The sequence below is a fragment of the Niallia sp. Marseille-Q9988 genome (assembly GCF_976954375.1).
Window position 1 is genome coordinate 88662 of sequence record NZ_CDRJSZ010000011.1, and the last position, 19850, is coordinate 108511.

Genomic DNA, 19850 nt, shown 5'->3' on the forward strand with positions numbered 1-19850 from the left:
GACAGTAATGTAAAAAAGGAGGAGCTAATTACCTCCTTTTTTACAAGTAAGTAAATGCAGAGGAGTTTCTTTAGATGATTGAATTTAAAAATGTATCTTTAACTTACCCGAATGGTCATCAAGGATTAAAGAATGTTAACTTAAAGATTAATGACGGAGAATTTATTGTTGTTGTAGGCTTATCAGGCGCTGGAAAGTCTACTTTAATAAGAAGTATTAATCAATTAGTGAAGCCTACAGAAGGGGAACTAATTATTAATGGAAAAGATACGTTAAAGTGTAATGAGCGTCAATTAAAAGAAGTCCGCAGAAATATCGGCATGATTTTTCAAAGCTATAATTTAGTAAAAAGAATGTCTGTGCTTCGCAATGTGTTAACTGGAAGTCTTGGCAGAACGGGTACATTTAAAAGCTTATTTGGATTATTTTCAAATGAAGATAAGGAATTGGCAATGGGTAGTCTTGCGAGAGTCGGAATTGACGATAAAGCATACCGCAGAGCAGATCAATTAAGTGGTGGACAACAGCAACGTGTTAGTATTGCAAGAGCATTAACGCAAAAGCCTAATGTCATCTTGGCAGATGAGCCTGTCGCAAGTTTAGACCCACCGACATCTCATACAGTTATGAAAGATTTAAAGAAGATTAATAAAGAAGACGGGATTACGACAATTATTAACCTTCACTTTATTGATATGGCAATGGAATATGCAGACCGTATTATTGGCATGCGTGAAGGAGAAGTAGTATTTGATGGACCTGTTAGTGAAGTAAGTGAAAAAACATTCGAAGAGATCTATGGTCGTCCAATTAAAGAAGATGACATTATAGGAGCTGAATAATAATGTCGAAGCAAAAGAATAAAGCGTCAGTGGATAATGGGAATATTGCTGTATTCCATTCAAAGACGAAAGTAACAATAACTTATATCCTTATAATTGTAATAGGCTTATATATAGCTTCTGCATTTTACACGGAAGCTTATCCAAATCTGATTATTGCTGGAATGCCAGTTGTTATAGATTTTGTTATTTATGATTTTTTTCCGCCTAATTTAAAGTACATTTCTACCGTTATGAAAGCATTAATAGAAACGTGGAATATGGCATTATTGAGTACAACACTATCGGTTATATTTGCATTGCCAATAAGCTTTCTTGCTGCTGCAAATATTAATAAGAACAAAGTGTTTTATCAAATTGTACGATTTATTTTAAACATCATTCGTACGATACCAGAGCTTATTCTGGCCGTTCTTCTTGTTGCCTTTATGGGTATTGGTGTTATCTCCGGTATTGGGGCATTGTTTATTTTTTCACTAGGGATTCTTGCAAAGCTTATAAGTGAAACAATTGAAGCGATTGATCCAAATCCTCTTGAGGCCATTCGGGCAACTGGTGCGAATACCATTCAAGTAATTAGATATGCTGTCATCCCACAAATTTTGCCGCAATATACTTCTTACGCATTATATGTGTTAGAAATAAATGTACGTGCATCTGTTATTTTAGGGTTTGTTGGTGCAGGTGGAATTGGGATTATTTTAAAACAGCAAACTAGTTTATTTAATTATGGAAATGTGTCAACTATCATACTTATGACATTTATTGCGGTCACTATCATTGACTTTGTAAGTAGTCGTGTAAGGGAGCGTTTATTATAATGACGAAAAATACTATCATACAAAAGCCGAAAAAAGACAGGATGTTTTGGATTAGAACAATTATTTCTGCTGTCATCCTTATTTTTCTATACTATATTGCCCTGACTACTACAGATTTGACATATAGAGGATCAACATTGAGTCCAGGCGCATTACTGCAACGTCTATTTTGGAATCCATTCTTTGATGATGCAGTATTAGAGAAGGTGCCTGAATACATAGCCTATATGATTGAAACATTAGCTATCGCATATGGAGGAGCAGTTATTGGAGCCATTTTAGCAATTCCATTTGGATTTTTAGCTGCATCCAATATTTCGAAGTTTTCCTATATTGGAAAATGGATTTTAAATGCAATTCGTGCATTTCCAGAGGTAATGTTTGCGATTATCTTTGTTGCTGCAGTTGGAATGGGACCATTTGCCGGGGTGCTTGCGATTGGAATTAACTCCATTGGGATGCTTGGAAAATTGTATTCAGAAGTTATTGAATCGATTGATATGAGTGTGCTTGAATCATTCAAAGCTAATGGTGCTGGAAGACTGCAAACGATTTGGTATGGGGTAATTCCACAGATTATTCCTGAATTTGCTTCTTATGCTATTTATCGCTATGAAATTGATGTGCGTTCATCTACCGTACTTGGTGTAGTTGGTGCAGGTGGAATTGGTACGCCTCTTATCATTGCCGCAATGCAGCGTAGCTGGGAACGAGTTGGGATGATGTTAATGATTATCATTGTTGTTGTTTCTGTCATTGACTTTATAAGTAGTAGAATTCGTAGAAGACTTGTATAAATTAGTTCATAAAATGGTGTTAGGCGATGCATTAGATACTTACTTATCTTTTGTAGTGCTGGACACCTTTTTCTTTACTTTCAATTTAAAGACATATATAATACATAAATAAACCCCTTGGGGTATTTTTTATACATTCTATTATACCCCTGTAGGTATTAAAGAGAGGAGATTTTATATGAAAACAAAAGTAGTTATAATTGGTGGTGTTGCAGGAGGTGCAACAGCTGCTGCAAGATTAAGAAGAATAAGTGAAGAGGCTGAAATCATCTTAATTGAAAGAGGCGAGCATATTTCTTTTGCTAATTGTGGATTGCCTTATTATATTGGTGAAACGATTACAGATCGCAGTAAATAACTTGTGCAAACAGTGGAAGGAATGTCTAATAGATTTCAATTAGATATAAGAGTAAATAGTGAGGCTGTAGCTATTGATGCAAAAAATAAAAAAGTGACGATTAAAAACTTAAAAACAGCTCAGGTTTATGAAGAGTTCTATGATAAATTGCTGCTTTCTCCTGGAGCTAGACCAATTATTCCACCTATTCCTGGGATAGAAAATCATGGATCTTTATTTACACTAAGAAATATACCAGATACAGATAGAATAAAAGATTTTGTCGATCATCAAGCACCAAATAGTGCCATAATAATTGGAGGAGGCTTTATTGGTTTAGAGATGGCGGAAAACCTAGTTGCTCGGGGCATAAAAGTAACAGTTATCGAAAAGGGTAATCAGGTTTTAGCTCCGCTTGATGTGGAAATGGCGAGTCCTGTTCAAACACATCTTAAACAAAATGGAGTCACTCTTATCTTAGGCAATGGAGTGAAGGGATTTAAAGAAAATGGCAAGAAAGTAGTATTAGAAGATAATACAGAGATAACCTCTGATATGACTATTCTTTCTATTGGTGTTAGACCGGAAAACGAGTTAGCAAAATCTGCCGGTTTAGAAATTGGAGTACAAGGTGGTATTATTGTAAATCACTTGCTCCAAACTTCAAATCAAGATATTTATGCTGTAGGAGATGCAATTGAGGTTCGCGATTATATCAATAAAAAAAAGACAATGATTCCATTAGCAGGACCGGCAAATCGTCAAGGACGAATTGCGGCAAATAATATATTGGGAAAAAGAGAAAAGTACGAAGGGACATTAGGTACTTCCATTGTTAAAATATTTGACCTTACAGTTGCGACTACAGGAAACAATGAAAAAGTGCTTCAAAAGTGGAATATCCCATATGAAGTGGTTCACATTCATCCTTATGCACATGCTGGCTATTATCCGGAAAGCTCACCTATTGCCTTAAAGCTAATTTTTGATAAAGAAACAGGACGAATTTACGGTGCACAAGCAATTGGAAGAGCCGGTGTAGATAAGCGAATTGATGTAATTGCAACTGCAATAAAAGGGAATTTAACAGTAGAGGACTTAACGAATTTAGAGCTCTCCTATGCACCGCCTTATTCATCTGCCAAGGATCCAGTAAATATGGCAGGATATGTTGCAACTAATATTGTAGACGGAGAACTAGAACAAATCCAGTGGCATGAAGTGGATCAAATAGTCCAAAACGGTGGATATTTAATAGATGTAAGGGAAAGTGTAGAGCGAGAATTTGGTTTTATTGAGGGATCTCAGAATATTTCCTTAGGTCAATTAAGAGATAAGTTAGATGAGTTACCAAAGGATCAACCGATTTATGTAAGTTGTCAAGTTGGTCTAAGAGGTTATTTAGCTAGTAGAATATTGAAAAATAATGGCTTTGAAGTAAAAAATGTAGATGGTGGCTGGAAAACGTATTCTGCTGTTACTAATTTGACAGATACAGTAGAAATCACAAAAGAAAGTAGTTCGCAAAAAGAAGAACGTAAAGAAGAAGGAAGTAAAGCAGAAGCGTCTATTCAAATTGATTCTATTTTAGACGTTGCAGGTTTAAACTTGTCCGATGCCAATTGTTAAGTTAAAAAAAGGGATAGATGAGTTACAGAGTAATCAAGTATTAGAATTATTGGCAACAGACAAAGGAATTTTAACTGATTTGCCGGCATGGACAAAAAAAGTCGGACATCAAATTTTAAAAACAGAACAAGAAGGTTCTATTATCAAATTTTGGATTAAGAAAAAATAGATGAATGGTAAGGAAATCTCCTTTTCATTAGCTGGCTTGTTCGTTGACAAACTATATATAGTATTATTTAATCAAGTATAATGAAATGATTAATAATGGTTGATTAAAAAATACTTATTGAGTGGAAGGAGCATTTTCTTTGGAATATAATGATCAATTAAAAAATAGAGTGAAACGAATGGAAGGTCAACTAAGAGGGATTCTGAAAATGATGGAAGATAATAAGGATTGTAAGGAAGTAATAACACAGCTATCAGCAGTTCGTTCAGCAGTAGATCGAACAATGGGAGTAATTGTTAGCACTAACTTAGTAGATTGTGTAGTAGAAGCAGAAAAAAACGGCGAAAGAATGGATGAGGTTATTAAAGAAGCTGTTAACCTGTTAGTAAAGAGTAGATGATAAAAAGGGATAGGCTCTAGAATAATAGAGCTTATTATTTTTAGTATGTATAATACCTATAGGGGTAAAGGTAAATGACTAGGAGTGGGACAATGACAAAGAAAACAACGATTGTACTATTTAGCGGAGATTATGATAAAGCAATGGCCGCATATATTATTGCGAATGGTGCAGCTGCTTATGATCATGAAGTAACGATATTTCATACCTTTTGGGGACTAAATGCACTTCGAAAGGAAGAAAAGGTCCAAATAAATAAAGGATTTTTAGAAAAGCTTTTTAGCAAAATGATGCCAAGGGGGGCGGAGAGAATGGGTTTATCCAAAATGAATTATGCAGGATTTGGCCAGAAAATGATTAAGCATATTATTGATAAACATCATGCGATGACACTCCCCCAATTAATTGCATTGGCACAAGAGCAGAATGTAAACCTTGTTGCTTGTACTATGACAATGGACTTACTTGGATTAAAAGAAGAAGAGTTGTTAGACGGAATAGAGTATGCTGGTGTAGCTGCCTATTTAGCAGAAGCAGAGGATGGGCATGTGAATTTATTTATCTAAAGTAGCTAAAAATATTTTTGGGAGGAATAATAGTATGAAGGAAATAACACCAAAGGAATTAAATCGTAAACTATCCAGCGGGGAGAACGTATCCATTATTGATGTTCGTGAACCAGCTGAAGTGGCTACAGGAAAAATTCCTGGCGCAATGAATATCTCTTTACGCTTACTTGAATTTCGTATGCATGAATTAGATAAGCAAATAGAATATTATATCGTTTGTCAAGCTGGTGGAAGAAGTAGTCAGGCAGCCCAATTATTATCGGAAAATGGTTTTCATGTAGTAAATATGGTTGGTGGGATGCAGAGCTGGGAAGGGAAAATAGTCTAAGCTATATTAAAAAACAGGAAGCGAGATCAATTCATGCTATCCTGTTTTTTTGTTATTTTTAATATATTTTGGGGAATTTAATGGGGGAATTTAAAGACAACTTGTCCTTGTAAGAACGATAGGCAATAAGAATCTGATCCTTTGTGCTAGCATCTAACTGTAAAATATAATTGCCATTTGTCTCTAAATAGTAATGAATGCCATTTTCCTGCAAATGGCTAAAATAATAATAATTCCCCAATAAATATTTGCATTCTGTTTTTGTTTCCTTATGATCTTTTATAAAAGCTGCAAGCTGATTAATGGAGACAGAAGCTTCTCCAGTTAGGTTGAGGAAACTTTTGCGAACTGAATCAGTTGCATGAGCGAAAGTATCTCTTACTTTTGTGACCACTTTATCTAAATAGCTACTCATTTCTACCTCCATATGATTCCTAAGTTTTACAAATTCTTTTTCTATAAATTATTGTTTAAATGTTTGGTTAAATTTTGCCAATTCAGGGTCTTTTTTTAATTGCTTCACATGAAAGGCAGTTGTTTCTGCGCCAGTGTCTCTACTTATACCTAATTGGTCTCCATCAGCATCAGCAATTACTCCCTCTCTTGGCCCATCCATATTAGGATCCACGTTAACATGTACTTGATCTCTTGGCATTATAACACCTCCTCCTAATTGTTAGGATGGATTAAAATAAGAAAATAATTCAAGTTTTTAGAAACCAAACCATATGTATTGCCATATTATGTTTTATTTTTAAACGAATAGTTTAATGTGGTTTTATCATACTAATCCTGTTGTTTATTATATTAGAAAAGGAGGACGTTATATGTTAGAAAATGGACAGCAAGTACACCAAAATATACAAACAGGACAAGTTCCCCAAGCAATGAATCATGGTGGGCATGAAATGTTCGATGTACATGAAGTTTTGGCTGGTGCAATAAATACATTAAATTTATATAAACTGTTAGGGGGGCATATTCAGGATCCTGAATTACGTGATATCCATAACAGACAATCTCAATTTATCCAAGAAGAATATAATTTAACATTACAGTGTTTTCAAACAGGACAACCTCCTGCTAAGAGAACTGAGCCATATATGATGAAAGAAAATAATGATTTCATCTTTGGTATGACGCAAATGCCACCATCTAAACCAATTCAAAATGTTACGGAAATAAGTGATCAACATGTGGCAGCAGCAATGCTAAATGCACTTAAGGGAACTGCTTCTATGAAAACGATGGCAGCCTCAGAGACAACCAATCCAGTAGTACGCCGTGTTATTGCCGCGTCTATACCAAACTGTCTTGAAATGGCTTATGAAGTTTCCTTATATCAAAACAAGCATCATTATTATCAAGTGCCACAATTAGCAGCACAAGATATGCAGCAAATTTTAAACGGATTTGCTCCTGCTCAAGGTATGCCGATGCAACAGCAAATGAATAATAATATGCATTAATTGCTTTATTGTAGAAGAAGTTGTCTCGAATTTATGAGGCAACTTCATTTAAGGTCAAGGAAAAAAGGGGAGCTTATTCTGTATGAAAAAATAAATTTATCTTCTTACTATTTCTACTTTTCCCATCTTATTCTATATTTGAGTTACTTTGATGTTGGACGTGGGAAAACGTTATTGCCTTCAAAAATATAATAAGTAATCAACTACGTTAGAGGAGTTTGCGGAAAAAATAGGATATAATCGATTATTGACGGTTTTTGTCATTTTATTTCCCGGGAAAGCAATGGACTGACTTTCCTGTACAATAAGTTATGGAATGTCAGCGCTATATTTTCACTTCATCCCCGTATTAGCTTTAACAATAACTTCTGCGTATTTCTTCTCATCCCGTTTATTGGATAGTGATGTTCCAATAAATGCTCCTAAGAAACCAGCTGGAATCGAAATGATGGCCGAATTTGTTAAAGGGAATATAGCAGTTCCAGTTAAAATAGCGATACCAGGCTCTGGATTGAGTACACTAGGACTAATCGCAACCAATACTAATGCAGTAAATAATCCAGTTATTATATAGCTGATTAGCAATGGTTCTTTATTCTTAAATATAAGCGTTTTACTTAAATGAAAATACTTCTTTTTGATGCAAAAACGGAGGAAGTTACTATATTAGTATATTATAAGAGAAAAAAGTTCCAGGTGGCATTTTAGCACCTGGAACTTTTTGCTTGGAAATATTTCCCGCAGTTTACTCTTATGTAATCCGGGGTACATCTTAATCGAACAGTAAATACGAAAAGTCATAAGGAGGAGATATCATGTTTCGTCATCAAAAGGAATTACAGTTTGAAGTGAAAGTGGACAATCCAGATCCAATGTTAGCACGTCAAATCCAAGAGGTACTTGGAGGGCAATTCGGGGAAATGACAGTTATGATGCAATATCTTTTCCAAGGTTTCAACTGTAGAGGAGAAGAAAAATATAAGGATATGCTAATGGATATCGGGACAGAGGAAATTGGACATGTGGAAATGCTCTGCTCTCTTATAAGTCAGCTTCTAGATGGAGCGTCACCTGAGGATCAAGCGGAGGCTGCAAAAGATCCAGCAGTTGCAGCCATTATGGGTGGAATTAATCCACAGCATCTGCTAGTAAGTGGTTTGGGTGGTATGCCTACAAACTCTAATGGGGTACCGTGGAATGGATCTTATATTGTAGCAAGTGGTAACCTATTAGCAGATATGCGTTCCAATCTTCACGCAGAAAGCCAAGGCCGTCTGCAGGTGGCAAGATTGTACCATATGACAACAGATGAGGGAGTTAAAGCAACATTTAGAAAAATGTTAGCCCGTGACCGCTACCACCAATATCAATGGATGGCTGCAATTGAGGAACTAGAAGCGAAAAATGGTGTGGTCGTTCCAGCAACTTTCCCACCAGAAGCAGAAAAAGAATCGCAACCAGAAGCATATGAATTTTGGAATCTATCAGAAGGAGATGCTTCTTCTGAGGGCTTATGGGCAACAGGAAGTGCACAAGATGGTACAGGTGACTTCGTTTATGTAAAAGAACCAGTTCCGAAAGGACAAGTTCCGATTAATCCTATTCCATCTGAATCCTTGCATCATGATTTGAATATTAAAACATAAAATGATAAAAAATAGACGTCAGCTATTATAACAAAATAGTAGCTTGCGTCTATTTTTTGTTTCTTCTAGTATTCTTTTTCGAAATAGTGTAGAATTACTAGAAAAGTTTTAAATAATCACAAGAATTAAAATTTTGTGTGTTTCCGAATGCTTGTTTTCATGTTACATTTATTTATAACTAAGCAAGGTGTGGAAATTAGTTATGTATGATCCACAAAGGAGATTTTTCTATACATAATAATTTGTTTTTTAGAAAAATCCAAACAAAAAAAAGAGAGAAGAAATTTACGGAGGTAGGATTCAAATGACAAAAACGATTATTAAGGCACCATTTAGAGCAGATCATGTAGGCAGTTTGCTTCGTCCACAATCAATTCATGATGCTAGAAAGAAGTTTGCTGATGGAGTTATTACTGCAGAAGAACTACGTGCAGTAGAAACAGAAGAAATCAAACGAATTGTCGATAAACAAATAGAAGTTGGTCTTCAAGCAGTTACAGATGGTGAGTTTCGTCGTCGCTTCTGGCATACTGATTTCATGGAGCATTTAAATGGTGTAGAAGGTTATGTACCTGACCACGGTTATAAATTTAATGGGGTTGAAACAGAAGCATATGACGTACGAGTTACAGGAAAAGTATCTTTTAATCCTGATCATCCTCATCTTAAAGATTTCAAGGAATTTTATGAGATTGTGGGAGATCGTGCCGTTGCCAAAATGACAATCCCAAGTCCAAATCAATTTTTCAATGCAGGAATTCGTAATGAAGAAATCTATCCGGAGCTTGCAGATTATGCAAACGATGTTATCCAAGCATATCGTGATGCAGTTCAAGCATTTTATGAAGCTGGGTGTCGTTATTTACAATTTGACGATGTTTATATTGCAGGACTTTGTGCTCCAGAATTACCATTTGCAAAAAGTGAGTTAGAAAGACAAGAATTAATCGATTTAGCTTTACGTGTAGTTAATGGTGTTCTAGAAGGAAAACCAGAAGATTTAATCGTTACAACACATCTATGCCGTGGAAACTATCAATCTACTTGGGCATTTGAAGGTCCATATGACAAAATTGCGCCTAGCTTCTTTGCCAAGGAAAAAGTAGATGGTTTCTTCTTAGAGTATGATGATGAACGTTCTGGTGGTTTCAAACCACTTGAGTTTGTACCAAATGGTGGAGCGCAAGTAGTTTTAGGAGTATTCACTTCAAAAAGTGGAGAATTAGAAGATAAGGAAGCTATCAAAGCACGTGTAGAAGAAGCTTCTAAGTACGTTTCTCTTGAGCAGATTTGTATCAGTCCACAATGTGGATTTGCTTCCACTCATCATGGAAATAAATTGACAGAAGAAGAGCAATGGAATAAATTGAAATACATTGTTGATGTGGCAAAAGAAATTTGGGGATAATATTGAAGAGAGAAAAAACAGGTACCAAAGCAATTGGTGCCTGTTTCTTTTTTATAAAAAACATAAATTTTCACTATTAAAATATCTCTCTTGTCTATGGAAAAAGCAAAAGGAAAGAGGGAAGTACTTATATTCGAACGATAAAGATGCTACCACAATCTTTTTCACTCTCAACATAAATCTCTCCATGACATAGTTGCACAATTCGCTTTACAAGTGCTAATCCTAGCCCATTGCCTGATTTGGAATGAGAGGTATCTCCTTGATAAAATTTATCGAAGAGATGTGCTTTTGTATGCTTATCCATACCAGATCCATTATCTTGGATTATAAAACAAATTTCTTCCTTTGTCTTTGTAAGGGTTATTTGTATCAAGCCCCCACCATTTGAAAACTTAATAGCATTATCCAAAAGGTTTAACCAAATTTGTTGCGTTAAATCTTCATTGCCACTATAGGTCACTTCATCTAGTTCGACGTTAATATTAATTTCTTTGGCAGCCCATTTTGGTTCCATTAAGACGATTGTTTTTCGTATTTGCTCGTCCAATCGAAATGGCGCTTTATCGGTTATAATTTCAAGATTTTCATACTTTGAAAGTGCCAGTACATTTGTAGAAAGTGCCGCTAACCGCTCCGACTCGGTTATGATAATATCTAGGTATTCTTGTCGCTCTTCTTCTGTTAAATTATTTTCTTTTAGTAATTTTGCGAACCCACGTAAAGATACAATAGGGGTTTTGAATTCATGTGAAAAATTATTTACAAAATCACTTCGTAATGTTTCAATTCCGGAAAGCTCTTGAGTCATTTTATTGAAGCTTTGGGATAATTCTTCTAATTCTCCTATTCCTTTTATGTTTACTTGCACCGTAAAATCACCATCAGCAACTTTATGTGTAGCATCGATTACGGTTCGAATAGGGTTTAATGCCTTTTTACTGAGAAAGGCTGTTAAGGAAGTTCCAAGTAATATACAGAAGCCTAAAAAAGCGACTAAGGGAAATAAAGGAAGCTGACTATTCTTTGAGATAATTCCTAAATGCTGTAAGGCAAAAGTAATCATGGCAGCTACCAATACCGTTGCAACCATTACACTAAAGACAAACATAACTAATGTGATAGCAAGACTTAATCGTTTGGTAAAGAAATCTCTCATCCTGTTTTCACTGCCTTATAGCCTAGTCCGCGAACAGTCACAATTTCAAATTCTGGAATATCTCGCAACCGGTCTCTTAACCGGTTTATATGAACATTAAGTGTGCGATCATCTGTTTCAGATTCCATCCCCCAAATCTCATCCATGAGCTGAATGCGTGTGAAAATCATATTTGGATAGGATAGTAGTTTGAACAATAAGAAAAATTCTTTAGGTGGCAACGTAAAAACGAGATCACCCCGGGATACGGTAAGTGCATCATAATCAAGTACCGTTTTACCCACTGTAAGCTTATGTTCATTAGCAATTTTAGCTCTCCGTAAAAGAGCTTTAATACGAAGCACCATTTCTTCTTCATCCACAGGTTTAGTCATATAATCATCGGTACCGACAAGAAACCCTTTCCTTTTATCTTTTGGTTCTTGTTTTGCAGTAACCATTAATATAGGGAGAGTCTCCCATGATTGTCTAAGCTGTCGCGTTAATTCATAGCCATCCATTTTCGGCATCATTAAATCAAGAACTACTAAATCAACATGTTCTTTTTCCATCATACAAAGACCTTCCATTCCATCTTGAGCATCAAAAGTTTGATACCCATACTGTTTTAAGACAGCACACATTAATTTTCTTGTATTTTTGTCATCTTCCACCACTAATATTTTAAACATCAAATGCCTCCATAGCTATAAGTTATCCTAATTTTAAAAGCAAAATGTAAACTGAAAATAAATTTTTAGAAGTTTATATTCAGTTTACTTTACAACATTATACTAAGTAACATAAATATGAAAATCTATGTTTTGTATAGAAATAAATTAATGTATTTAATTGAATACATTGTACGATGGGAAAAAGGGGAGATAGTTTTGATGGGTTACTCCATTTTATTTAGTTATTATGAAATAGTAGGAGACGAAGCGCATTTAATAGATGAATACAAATTGCCCTATGAGGAACGGAAAGAAAGCTTAGAAACATTGTTAAGTCAACAAAATTACGAATTTATTGGAAACGTTGATTTATGGGGGATTCGCACAAACAGCTTTATGAGTATTGCTGAAATTGTAAAGAATTGAAACGGGATGCAATTTGATAATAAGGAACAATATGTTTAATAGCTAAGCTGCCAAATAAGGCAGCTATTTGTTCTATAGCTTTATAGATTCCGCAGTAGGATTATTAGTCCTAGTCCTATTAATCTCTTATATATTATGTAGAAGTTCGTTAACTGGATAGGTGAATAATTTCGGTATAATTGATTTTAACTCCAATAAATCATCAATAACGATAGCAGCCTGGCTAATTTCATCTTCTCTAGCAAAATCAAAATTACAGCCGATAGAAATTAGTCCATTCTCTTTGGCAGCCTTAATATCAGAAAGTCGGTCACCGACAACAGCAGCACTAGTTATTCCGTGTTTGGCTATGATACTACGAACAAGATCTGATTTATTCAGTGATGCAATTTGTTGAATACTATATGTCTCTGTAAGCCAATTATTTAATTGATAGAATTCTACAATGGCATGTAAATATTCTATTAAGCCATTACTAGCTACGTAAATGGAAAAGTTATTTTCTTTCAAATAGGAGAGAATTTCTTTTACATTTGGGTATAATGCACCTTTTCCATTCTTTATATTTGTAACCAATCGTTTAAGAAAATAAGCATCCGTTTGTTCTCTTACCTCGATAGAATGATTAGGTAATAATGTTTCCCAAACGATCGGTAATGGAACACCCATAATTTCACGATATGTTTGAATGGGGGTAGCTCCTTCCCAATAATGAAGAGAGCGCAAGTGATTAAAAGTATCATTAAGGGATATTTCTAAAATTTTATCTGTTTGAAAAAGCGTGCCATCCATATCAAATATTAATGCTTGAGACATTTCGTTCTCCCCTTTGTAAAGTTCGTTTTATTTCTAAGATATATTTTAGCATAAAATTCCAATGGTGTTTTGAAGTTTTACATAGGTCATATAGCTTTTGTATATCTACATTTGGGAAAATTACTACAACCAGTAAAGGGGCCATTTTTTCCCTTACGTTGAACAAGTGAGTTGCCACAATGGGGACAAATATTTTGTTTTACTTTCTTTTTATTTGTTTTTACTTCAGACTGTATCGACTTAATATGATTTTTTGCTACTTTTTTCTTTTGTTTTTTATCAGAAATTAATAAACTATTTAACTTGTTTTCGATAGTATCTCGATTAATTGTTTCTTGAATGAAAGGTACATCCAGTTCTTTTATAGTAGAGAGAAGTTTCCGGTTATTTATGACAGATGCTTTTTTAAAAGGTGTTTTGTATTTTAATGTTGCTTCATTACTAAATACGATAATAGAGTAAATAGGAAAGTTTTCTGGGATTTCTTCAGAAAGATACTCCTTTATAGCTTGAATATGTCCATAATTTTGCCAAATTGGATTTTTGAATTTATGTTTTTTCTTATAAATAGCTTGTGTCCACGTCTGACTATTTTCACTTCCATAAATCCATCCTTGATAGTTTTTGGTCTCTATTATAAATAAAGCATTTTTACCAAACAGAACATGATCTATTTGAGACATGCCTCTTTTACTATTTGGAACATATAAATCTCTCCATTGCTTGTATGGAAATTCCAATTTGGATAAAAGTTTATTTACCCTCATTTCCCCAATAAAACCCTTTATTGTTGGGTAGAAGCGATTAGCGATAACTAAAAATAGTAATAATGCAAAAATTCCTATCAATTTTAATCTTCCTTTCTATTTTCTTTTAGTTCTATTGTACTAAAAAAGTTAAATCATGGATGAACTTTCATATTTTAGACAAAAATAACACCAAGTTATTATTCCTTTGTAATATATGAAGAAAAACAAGGTGAATTTAATTATGGATAATTTTACAAATGACAATACAGCTAGAAGGTTTAGGGCGCATGTTAGTGTTCTCGGAACGACACAAATTCACCTGCGAAATCCTTATATCATAGGGTGGTGGAGTGCTGCTTTTCCTGGATTCGGACATCTTCTTTTATCAAAATATCTACGAGGGTTTGTTTTATTTATTTGGGAAGTTATAGTAAATGTTAACAGTCATTTGAATTTAGCTATGATTTATTCGTTTCAAGGAGAGATTGACAAGGCTAAAGAAGTTCTTGATACAAGATGGCTGCTCATTTATATTCCAGTATATATCTTCGCGATTTGGGATAGCTATCGAACGACAGTAGATTTGAATAAAGTGTTTGTATTGGCAGAGCGGGAGGAGCATCGGTTCAATTCTTTTAGTATCGGTGTAATGGAAATCAACTATCTCGATAAGAGAAATCCTGTTATGGCAATTATATGGTCACTTTTTATGCCAGGATTAGGTCAATTATACATACATAGAATTGTCACTGCATTTTTTGTGATTATTTGGGTGGTAGTATTTTTTTATTTATCTCATGGACTTGAAGCCATTTCCCTATTATTTTTAGGGGAAATAAAACAAGCTACATCGGCATTAGATGCTGAATGGTTGTTGTTTTTCCCGTCGATTTATGGATTTGCTACGTTTGATTCCTATATAAACACCGTAGAAAACAATAAACTTTATGATAAAGAACAGCGCTTTTATTTTAAAGAAAATTATCAATCACCGTCATTTAAAGTATTAAAAGGGCAAAAGGTGAAGTCATAATGCAAGTATTTTCAACATTTGAACATTCGAGTTTTATAGAAATGGCTATTAGTACGCTAGAGAAAAAGGGGATTAAGAAGGAGAGTATATTTATTCTTCCTTTAGATAATCAAACAGGAGAACGTAAACTTTTTGATAATATTCATCTATCAGATGGAACCTCTTTTATTGATATTGGAGCAGCACTAGCTACTGCTTTTTCTGTTATTGGGGCAAGTATAGGGTTTAAGCTTAGATTAGGACCGATTTATTGGGGGTTAATAGGAGCCGCGGTCGGTTTTCTTATTGGAGTTGGGATTCGCTTTTTTACAGAAATAGTCATAAAAAAGAGAAAGCGATTGTTAAAGGGAATTCATTCAGAAGTAATCGTAATTGTGGATTGTGAAGAGTCACAAGGAGAAATGGTTGAGAATATATTCTTTGATCATTATGCCCTAGGGGTGGCGAAGGTGAAGAGTTTAGTGAATTAATAAGAAATGTATGGAGGAGTTCCTGCATTGATATCGTTCAAATAGAATATTATTTAAGCGAAGAAACAAAAATTGCCATTGCTTTACAAGAAAACTGTAAAAATTGTGGCAAACAAGTAACTAGAGCTATTGAAATAGACTGAGCATGTGACGCTAATCCAAAGAGAAAGGAATTTTTTTATTTTGCTAAATATTCGTTTTACAATGTATGCCCCAGAGAAAAGAAAGAATTTGAAAGAATGTAAAGTTTGTTAATGGGATAAAATAACATGAACATTTGTAGGAGGGATAATAATGGAAGATACGAATCAGTTTGTTAAAAAATTGAAAAATGATCAAAAGAAGCAAGAGAAAAACAAAAAGCATGGCAAAGGACATCCAGAAGAAAAACTGCCTAATAAACAGCATTAATAAAGTGAAAGAAATGCACTCTGATTTAAAGTATTGGAGTGCATTTCTTTTATAAACAGGTTAATCCCCTTTTTTTGCAGAAAAAATCCTTTTGGGCTATCACCTATTTCAAGCGATTGCATAATTTAGCAGAGGGTGATGAAAAGAAAGGGGCAGATACTGAAAATCGAAAAAGTAATGACATACTATGGTTATGATTTACTGATAAACGAAGTTTTACATAAAAAATGCTTGAAGTGTGAAAAGTGGTATAAATTTGAGCGGGAGCTGGGGTATTGTTATTCGTGTATTAGGGAGATGAAGGAGAAGGGGAAAGGATAAGTTGGTACAATGTATATATGGTGATAGATAGATTAGAGGAATAAATAAAAAGGACCCGAAACCACAAATGAACTTAGCGTTCTTTCTTTTATGGTATCAGGTGCTTTTTGTTTGAATTTTCTAAAAAAATTTTGGTATCCGAACGTCTACTGAAGTTCCCTTCCCCAACTCACTTGTATAGAACAGACCATATTCTTCCCCATAGGTTAACTTTATCCGATTGTGGACATTTTGTACTCCATACCCTTTTGTTTTGGTAGTAAGAATGTTATCTAATACTTCTGGATTCATTCCTGGCCCGTTATCAAGTATAGTAATTATCAAGTAAGTATCTGTTTGTTTTCCGATAATTGTTACCTTACCTTTTTCGATATCCACTTTATGGTCTATTCCATGATTGATGGCATTTTCTACTAAGGGTTGAAGCAGTAGATTAATCATTGAATAATCAAGAATTTGATTATCTACATCAATAGAAATATCAAAGGAATTACTATGCATCATTTGTTGTATTTTCATATAAGATACGGTATTTGCTAGCTCATCTTTAACCGTTATCGTATTTTTTCCCTTATTTAACGTGGTCCGATAAAATGTGGAGAGTAGCTGCGCCATCTCACTAATTTCTTCTTGTTCTACAAGAATCGCCTTACTGTTAATAAGGGAAAGACTATTATAAAAGAAATGCGGATTAATCTGTGCTTGTAATGCTTTCATTTCATATTCTTGCTTGGCAATTTTACTTTTGTATACTTCATTAATCATATCTTCAAGCTCATACACCATGTTACCAAACTGGCCAATTACATCTCCAATTTCATCCTTAGAGGATGGGGTTACAGTTACAATTAAATTACCTTCTTCAATTTGCTTCATATTGGCAGCAAGTAGTTCTAATGGGCGAACAACCACCTTCGAAAGAAAATAAATAGATAGATAGAGAATAATAATACATAAAACAATCACGATAATAACCAAAGTCATGATAGGGGTAGTAGATTTAGAAACAATCTCTAAAGGTCTATATAAATAGGCAGTCCATTGGTTCGATTGAAAACTAGTTTTTTTATAAACATACTTGTCCTTTAGTGAACCATCAGTGATTTTATTTATCAATTCTTCCGTTGTTAATGGATGAGATTCGTCATTCTCATTAAAGCCTTGATGGGTAAAGACTGGTTGCTTGTTTTCATCTAATATAATGAGTCCGTAAGAATCCTCAAATATATGGGACAATGGACTAAAGACTGATTGATAATCAATGTCCATATAAACTATATTTCTATTATTTTCGTTATAATCGAATATTTTACTCACAATTACAAATCGGCGTTTATCAGCGGAAGCGGTCAAGTGTACGGAAGCACTATTAATAACATATGGGAACCAGTCTGATTCTTCTACATCTGTGAGAGGTCGTAGAAATGTTCCATGTGGATACAAGGTGTTATTATTACTGTATACAGTGATACGATTAATATCTGTTTGTAAATTTTTCACATTAAGGATTAGTGGTGTCAGATGATCACGATACATGATATACATTTCATATGTATTATCATAAGTGGCAGTTAACCCGTTCTTTAAATTTTCATTCCAAACAATCTGGCTCATTGCATCACTATAAGAATTAATTTTGTAATCTAAACTAAGAATAGTCTGATGTAAGGATTCTTCCAAAACCTCATTTTCTCGACTGATTAATAGGTTTTGTATTTGAAAATAGCAATAGCTACCTAATACAGTGACAGGTAATAGACTAGATAATAAGCAAATGATTAGTATTTTCCTACGGTATCTTAAATCTTTAAACCATTGGATTAGCTTTTTCATTTTTCATTCTTCTCTTTCGCATCTCTATGTGATTGTCGGAATTTTTCAGGACTTAGGCCAAAGTTCTCTCGGAAGCTTCGGACAAAGTAGGAGAAATTTTGATAGCCTACTTGCTTGCAAATATCATTAATTTTCATATTTGTATGGACCAACAGATTTTTGGCAGAATCCATCCGAATCTGTTTAATGTATTTATTTATTCCAGACCCAGTTTCTTGAATAAATACTTCGCTTAAATAGCGAGGGGATAGATACACCTTATCAGCAAGAAGATTCAGACTTAAATCCTCTGGATAATGTTCATTGATATATTGCTTTACAATATGAATGACATGTTTAGAAGATTGTTCTTTTTCTTCGAGCCTGGTTAGAATATTTAGTTTTACTTCTTCTACTATTTTTTCTATTTCAGAAAAATGTGTACAAGAATAGATAGCGGAGATTTTTTCATTTAGAATAGATTCCTTGTATTGCGGCAATTCATGACATAAAATTTGAAACAATCTTGAAAATAAGAACCGGACATAAATATGGGAAAGCTGATTTTTTTTATTATATTTATGAAAGAGAGTATCTATATTTTTGTTAAAGCTGAACGTATCCACATATTGTATCGCTCTCTGTATTGCTTGAAGGAGATCTTCGTCCTGTTCTAAATAGTCATTGGATCCTAATTTATTTGAATCAATGGGATAAATATAGTTTTCTTTATAAAAGAATCGATCTTCTAAGTAATTTTCCATCTGTTTAAATCGTGCAGGAATTTTCTCCGGTAAAGCAATTTCTTCACTTATAGATATATATCCAATTATATTAAACGATAAAAGAATCTCCTGATGAATTTTTCTGGCTAGTTCCTTTATATTTTTTTGCTCAAGCTTTTCAGTAAATAGTAATAATAGTTGATCAGGGTTAAGATGTAGATAATCAAAAGAATTCCCTTGCATGCATTGTTTGAGTTGAGCAAAAAAGAGGGACGTTTCTTCTTTAAGTAATTTATCGAAAAAGGGTTCTTCAAATTGAATGAGTATCATTCGATAATATTCCTTTAAATAATCCATATTGATGAAAGGGTATTCATTAATTAGAGCATCTATTGATGTACCATTTAAAAGCCGATATAGTATATGACTTTTAAGAAAAGTGATATTCGTTTCTTTTTGCTTTAACTCCAAACTTCTTTGCTCCATATTTTCGATAACAGATGCCATTGTTTGTTTTAATTCATTCGGGCTTACAGGTTTCAATATATAATTAACAGCTCGCAACGATAGAGCCTTTTTGATAAAGTTGAAATCGTCATGTCCACTAAAAAATATAATTTGAATATCTTTATTTAGTGCCTTTGCTTTTGCAGCTAAGTCTATGCCATTTACAAAAGGCATTTTTACATCAGTGAAAAGAATATCTATTGAATCTTTTTCTAATAACTGAACAGCCTCTTTTCCATTGGCAGCTTCTATAATATCGAGTTCGAACTGGAATTTATTAAGGAGAAAACGGATGACACTTCGTTCGTCCTTTTCATCGTCTGCTATTAAAATTCGAAACATAATGATACCTC

At 34.1% G+C, this 19850-nt stretch carries 22 protein-coding genes and 2 pseudogenes; 15 read left to right on the forward strand and 9 right to left on the reverse strand.

Translation table 11 applies throughout. The features are described 5' to 3' along the window. The first annotated feature begins 74 nt into the window (after positions 1-74). The 7 genes and pseudogenes from phnC to ACWNMZ_RS19050 all read left to right on the forward strand — a co-directional run bounded on the left by phnC (position 75) and on the right by ACWNMZ_RS19050 (position 5892). Positions 75-842 carry a phosphonate ABC transporter ATP-binding protein gene (phnC, locus tag ACWNMZ_RS19020; protein WP_031536392.1) on the forward strand — a complete coding sequence of 256 codons (768 nt, stop codon included), beginning with the start codon at positions 75-77 and terminating at the stop codon, positions 840-842. A 2-nt stretch (positions 843-844) separates the two neighbouring features. Further along, the gene (gene phnE / locus ACWNMZ_RS19025) at positions 845-1663 is read left to right on the forward strand and encodes a phosphonate ABC transporter, permease protein PhnE (protein WP_031536394.1); all 819 of its coding nucleotides are present in this window, start codon (positions 845-847) and stop codon (positions 1661-1663) included. Next, on the forward strand, positions 1663-2460 hold the full coding sequence (gene phnE / locus ACWNMZ_RS19030) for a phosphonate ABC transporter, permease protein PhnE (protein WP_031536395.1): 798 nt from the start codon (positions 1663-1665) through the stop codon (positions 2458-2460). The genes phnE (ACWNMZ_RS19025) and phnE (ACWNMZ_RS19030) overlap by 1 nt, the downstream gene beginning before the upstream one ends. Before the next feature lie 178 nt (positions 2461-2638). Continuing rightward, positions 2639-4595, forward strand: a pseudogene (locus ACWNMZ_RS19035) (FAD-dependent oxidoreductase). 139 nt (positions 4596-4734) lie between these two features. Beyond that, positions 4735-4995, forward strand: coding sequence for a metal-sensitive transcriptional regulator (locus ACWNMZ_RS19040; protein WP_031536397.1), 261 nt, complete (start codon positions 4735-4737; stop codon positions 4993-4995). A 92-nt stretch (positions 4996-5087) separates the two neighbouring features. Further along, positions 5088-5561, forward strand: coding sequence for a DsrE/DsrF/DrsH-like family protein (locus tag ACWNMZ_RS19045; protein WP_152910838.1), 474 nt, complete (start codon positions 5088-5090; stop codon positions 5559-5561). Between the two features lie 34 nt (positions 5562-5595). After that, positions 5596-5892, forward strand: coding sequence for a rhodanese-like domain-containing protein (locus tag ACWNMZ_RS19050; RefSeq protein WP_048718457.1), 297 nt, complete (start codon positions 5596-5598; stop codon positions 5890-5892). 58 nt (positions 5893-5950) lie between these two features. Here ACWNMZ_RS19050 and ACWNMZ_RS19055 read toward each other — a convergent pair whose 3' ends face one another. Further along, positions 5951-6307 (reverse strand): hypothetical protein, encoded by a 357-nt coding sequence (locus ACWNMZ_RS19055; RefSeq protein WP_048718454.1) that lies wholly within the window; start codon positions 6305-6307, stop codon positions 5951-5953. A gap of 48 nt (positions 6308-6355) precedes the next feature. Beyond that, positions 6356-6547 carry a hypothetical protein gene (locus ACWNMZ_RS19060; RefSeq protein WP_031536400.1) on the reverse strand — a complete coding sequence of 64 codons (192 nt, stop codon included), beginning with the start codon at positions 6545-6547 and terminating at the stop codon, positions 6356-6358. 172 nt (positions 6548-6719) lie between these two features. On the opposite strand from ACWNMZ_RS19060, the gene ACWNMZ_RS19065 reads away from it, so the two are divergent. Then, on the forward strand, positions 6720-7361 hold the full coding sequence (locus ACWNMZ_RS19065; RefSeq protein WP_031536401.1) for a spore coat protein: 642 nt from the start codon (positions 6720-6722) through the stop codon (positions 7359-7361). A 333-nt stretch (positions 7362-7694) separates the two neighbouring features. On the opposite strand, the gene ACWNMZ_RS19070 is transcribed toward ACWNMZ_RS19065, so the two are convergent. Further along, positions 7695-7946 (reverse strand): hypothetical protein, encoded by a 252-nt coding sequence (locus ACWNMZ_RS19070; RefSeq protein ID WP_031536402.1) that lies wholly within the window; start codon positions 7944-7946, stop codon positions 7695-7697. 230 nt (positions 7947-8176) lie between these two features. Here ACWNMZ_RS19070 and ACWNMZ_RS19075 point away from each other — a divergent pair, with 230 nt between their 5' ends. Both ACWNMZ_RS19075 and ACWNMZ_RS19080 read left to right on the forward strand, forming a co-directional pair. After that, complete coding sequence (locus tag ACWNMZ_RS19075) at positions 8177-9007, forward strand: manganese catalase family protein (protein ID WP_031536403.1); 831 nt, start codon at positions 8177-8179, stop codon at positions 9005-9007. Between the two features lie 304 nt (positions 9008-9311). After that, complete coding sequence (locus ACWNMZ_RS19080; RefSeq protein ID WP_031536404.1) at positions 9312-10415, forward strand: 5-methyltetrahydropteroyltriglutamate--homocysteine S-methyltransferase; 1104 nt, start codon at positions 9312-9314, stop codon at positions 10413-10415. A 127-nt stretch (positions 10416-10542) separates the two neighbouring features. Here the strand turns inward: ACWNMZ_RS19080 and ACWNMZ_RS19085 are convergent, their stop codons facing one another. Beyond that, positions 10543-11574 (reverse strand): HAMP domain-containing sensor histidine kinase, encoded by a 1032-nt coding sequence (locus ACWNMZ_RS19085; RefSeq protein WP_048718448.1) that lies wholly within the window; start codon positions 11572-11574, stop codon positions 10543-10545. Beyond that, entirely contained in the window at positions 11571-12245 is a 675-nt protein-coding gene (locus tag ACWNMZ_RS19090) for a response regulator transcription factor (RefSeq protein ID WP_449598783.1), read from the reverse strand. Before ACWNMZ_RS19090 ends, ACWNMZ_RS19085 begins: the two co-directional genes overlap by 4 nt. A gap of 201 nt (positions 12246-12446) precedes the next feature. On the opposite strand from ACWNMZ_RS19090, the gene ACWNMZ_RS19095 reads away from it, so the two are divergent. Further along, positions 12447-12653 (forward strand): hypothetical protein, encoded by a 207-nt coding sequence (locus ACWNMZ_RS19095; protein WP_048718446.1) that lies wholly within the window; start codon positions 12447-12449, stop codon positions 12651-12653. 126 nt (positions 12654-12779) lie between these two features. Here the strand turns inward: ACWNMZ_RS19095 and ACWNMZ_RS19100 are convergent. After that, a pseudogene (locus ACWNMZ_RS19100) lies at positions 12780-13484 on the reverse strand (HAD hydrolase-like protein); the annotation flags it as partial. 71 nt (positions 13485-13555) lie between these two features. After that, positions 13556-14317, reverse strand: coding sequence for an NERD domain-containing protein (locus tag ACWNMZ_RS19105; RefSeq protein ID WP_051640930.1), 762 nt, complete (start codon positions 14315-14317; stop codon positions 13556-13558). 142 nt (positions 14318-14459) lie between these two features. Between ACWNMZ_RS19105 and ACWNMZ_RS19110 the strand changes: the two genes are divergently transcribed. From ACWNMZ_RS19110 to ACWNMZ_RS19125, 4 genes are all read left to right on the forward strand, one after another. Further along, a complete protein-coding gene (locus tag ACWNMZ_RS19110; protein WP_449598784.1) occupies positions 14460-15251 on the forward strand; it encodes a hypothetical protein in 792 nt (263 codons plus the stop codon). After that, complete coding sequence (locus ACWNMZ_RS19115) at positions 15251-15721, forward strand: hypothetical protein (protein ID WP_284561491.1); 471 nt, start codon at positions 15251-15253, stop codon at positions 15719-15721. Before ACWNMZ_RS19110 ends, ACWNMZ_RS19115 begins: the two co-directional genes overlap by 1 nt. Positions 15722-16015: 294 nt before the next feature. Continuing rightward, entirely contained in the window at positions 16016-16132 is a 117-nt protein-coding gene (locus ACWNMZ_RS19120) for a DUF4023 family protein (RefSeq protein ID WP_235252640.1), read from the forward strand. A gap of 74 nt (positions 16133-16206) precedes the next feature. Further along, positions 16207-16329: a hypothetical protein gene (locus ACWNMZ_RS19125; RefSeq protein WP_449598785.1), complete on the forward strand. Its 123-nt coding sequence runs from the start codon at positions 16207-16209 to the stop codon at positions 16327-16329. Between the two features lie 244 nt (positions 16330-16573). Here ACWNMZ_RS19125 and ACWNMZ_RS19130 read toward each other — a convergent pair whose 3' ends face one another. Together ACWNMZ_RS19130 and ACWNMZ_RS19135 are read right to left on the reverse strand one after the other, a co-directional pair. Next, a complete protein-coding gene (locus tag ACWNMZ_RS19130) occupies positions 16574-18286 on the reverse strand; it encodes a sensor histidine kinase (protein ID WP_284561492.1) in 1713 nt (570 codons plus the stop codon). Continuing rightward, positions 18283-19839, reverse strand: coding sequence for a response regulator (locus ACWNMZ_RS19135; protein ID WP_441131248.1), 1557 nt, complete (start codon positions 19837-19839; stop codon positions 18283-18285). Before ACWNMZ_RS19135 ends, ACWNMZ_RS19130 begins: the two co-directional genes overlap by 4 nt. Positions 19840-19850: the final 11 nt, after the last annotated feature.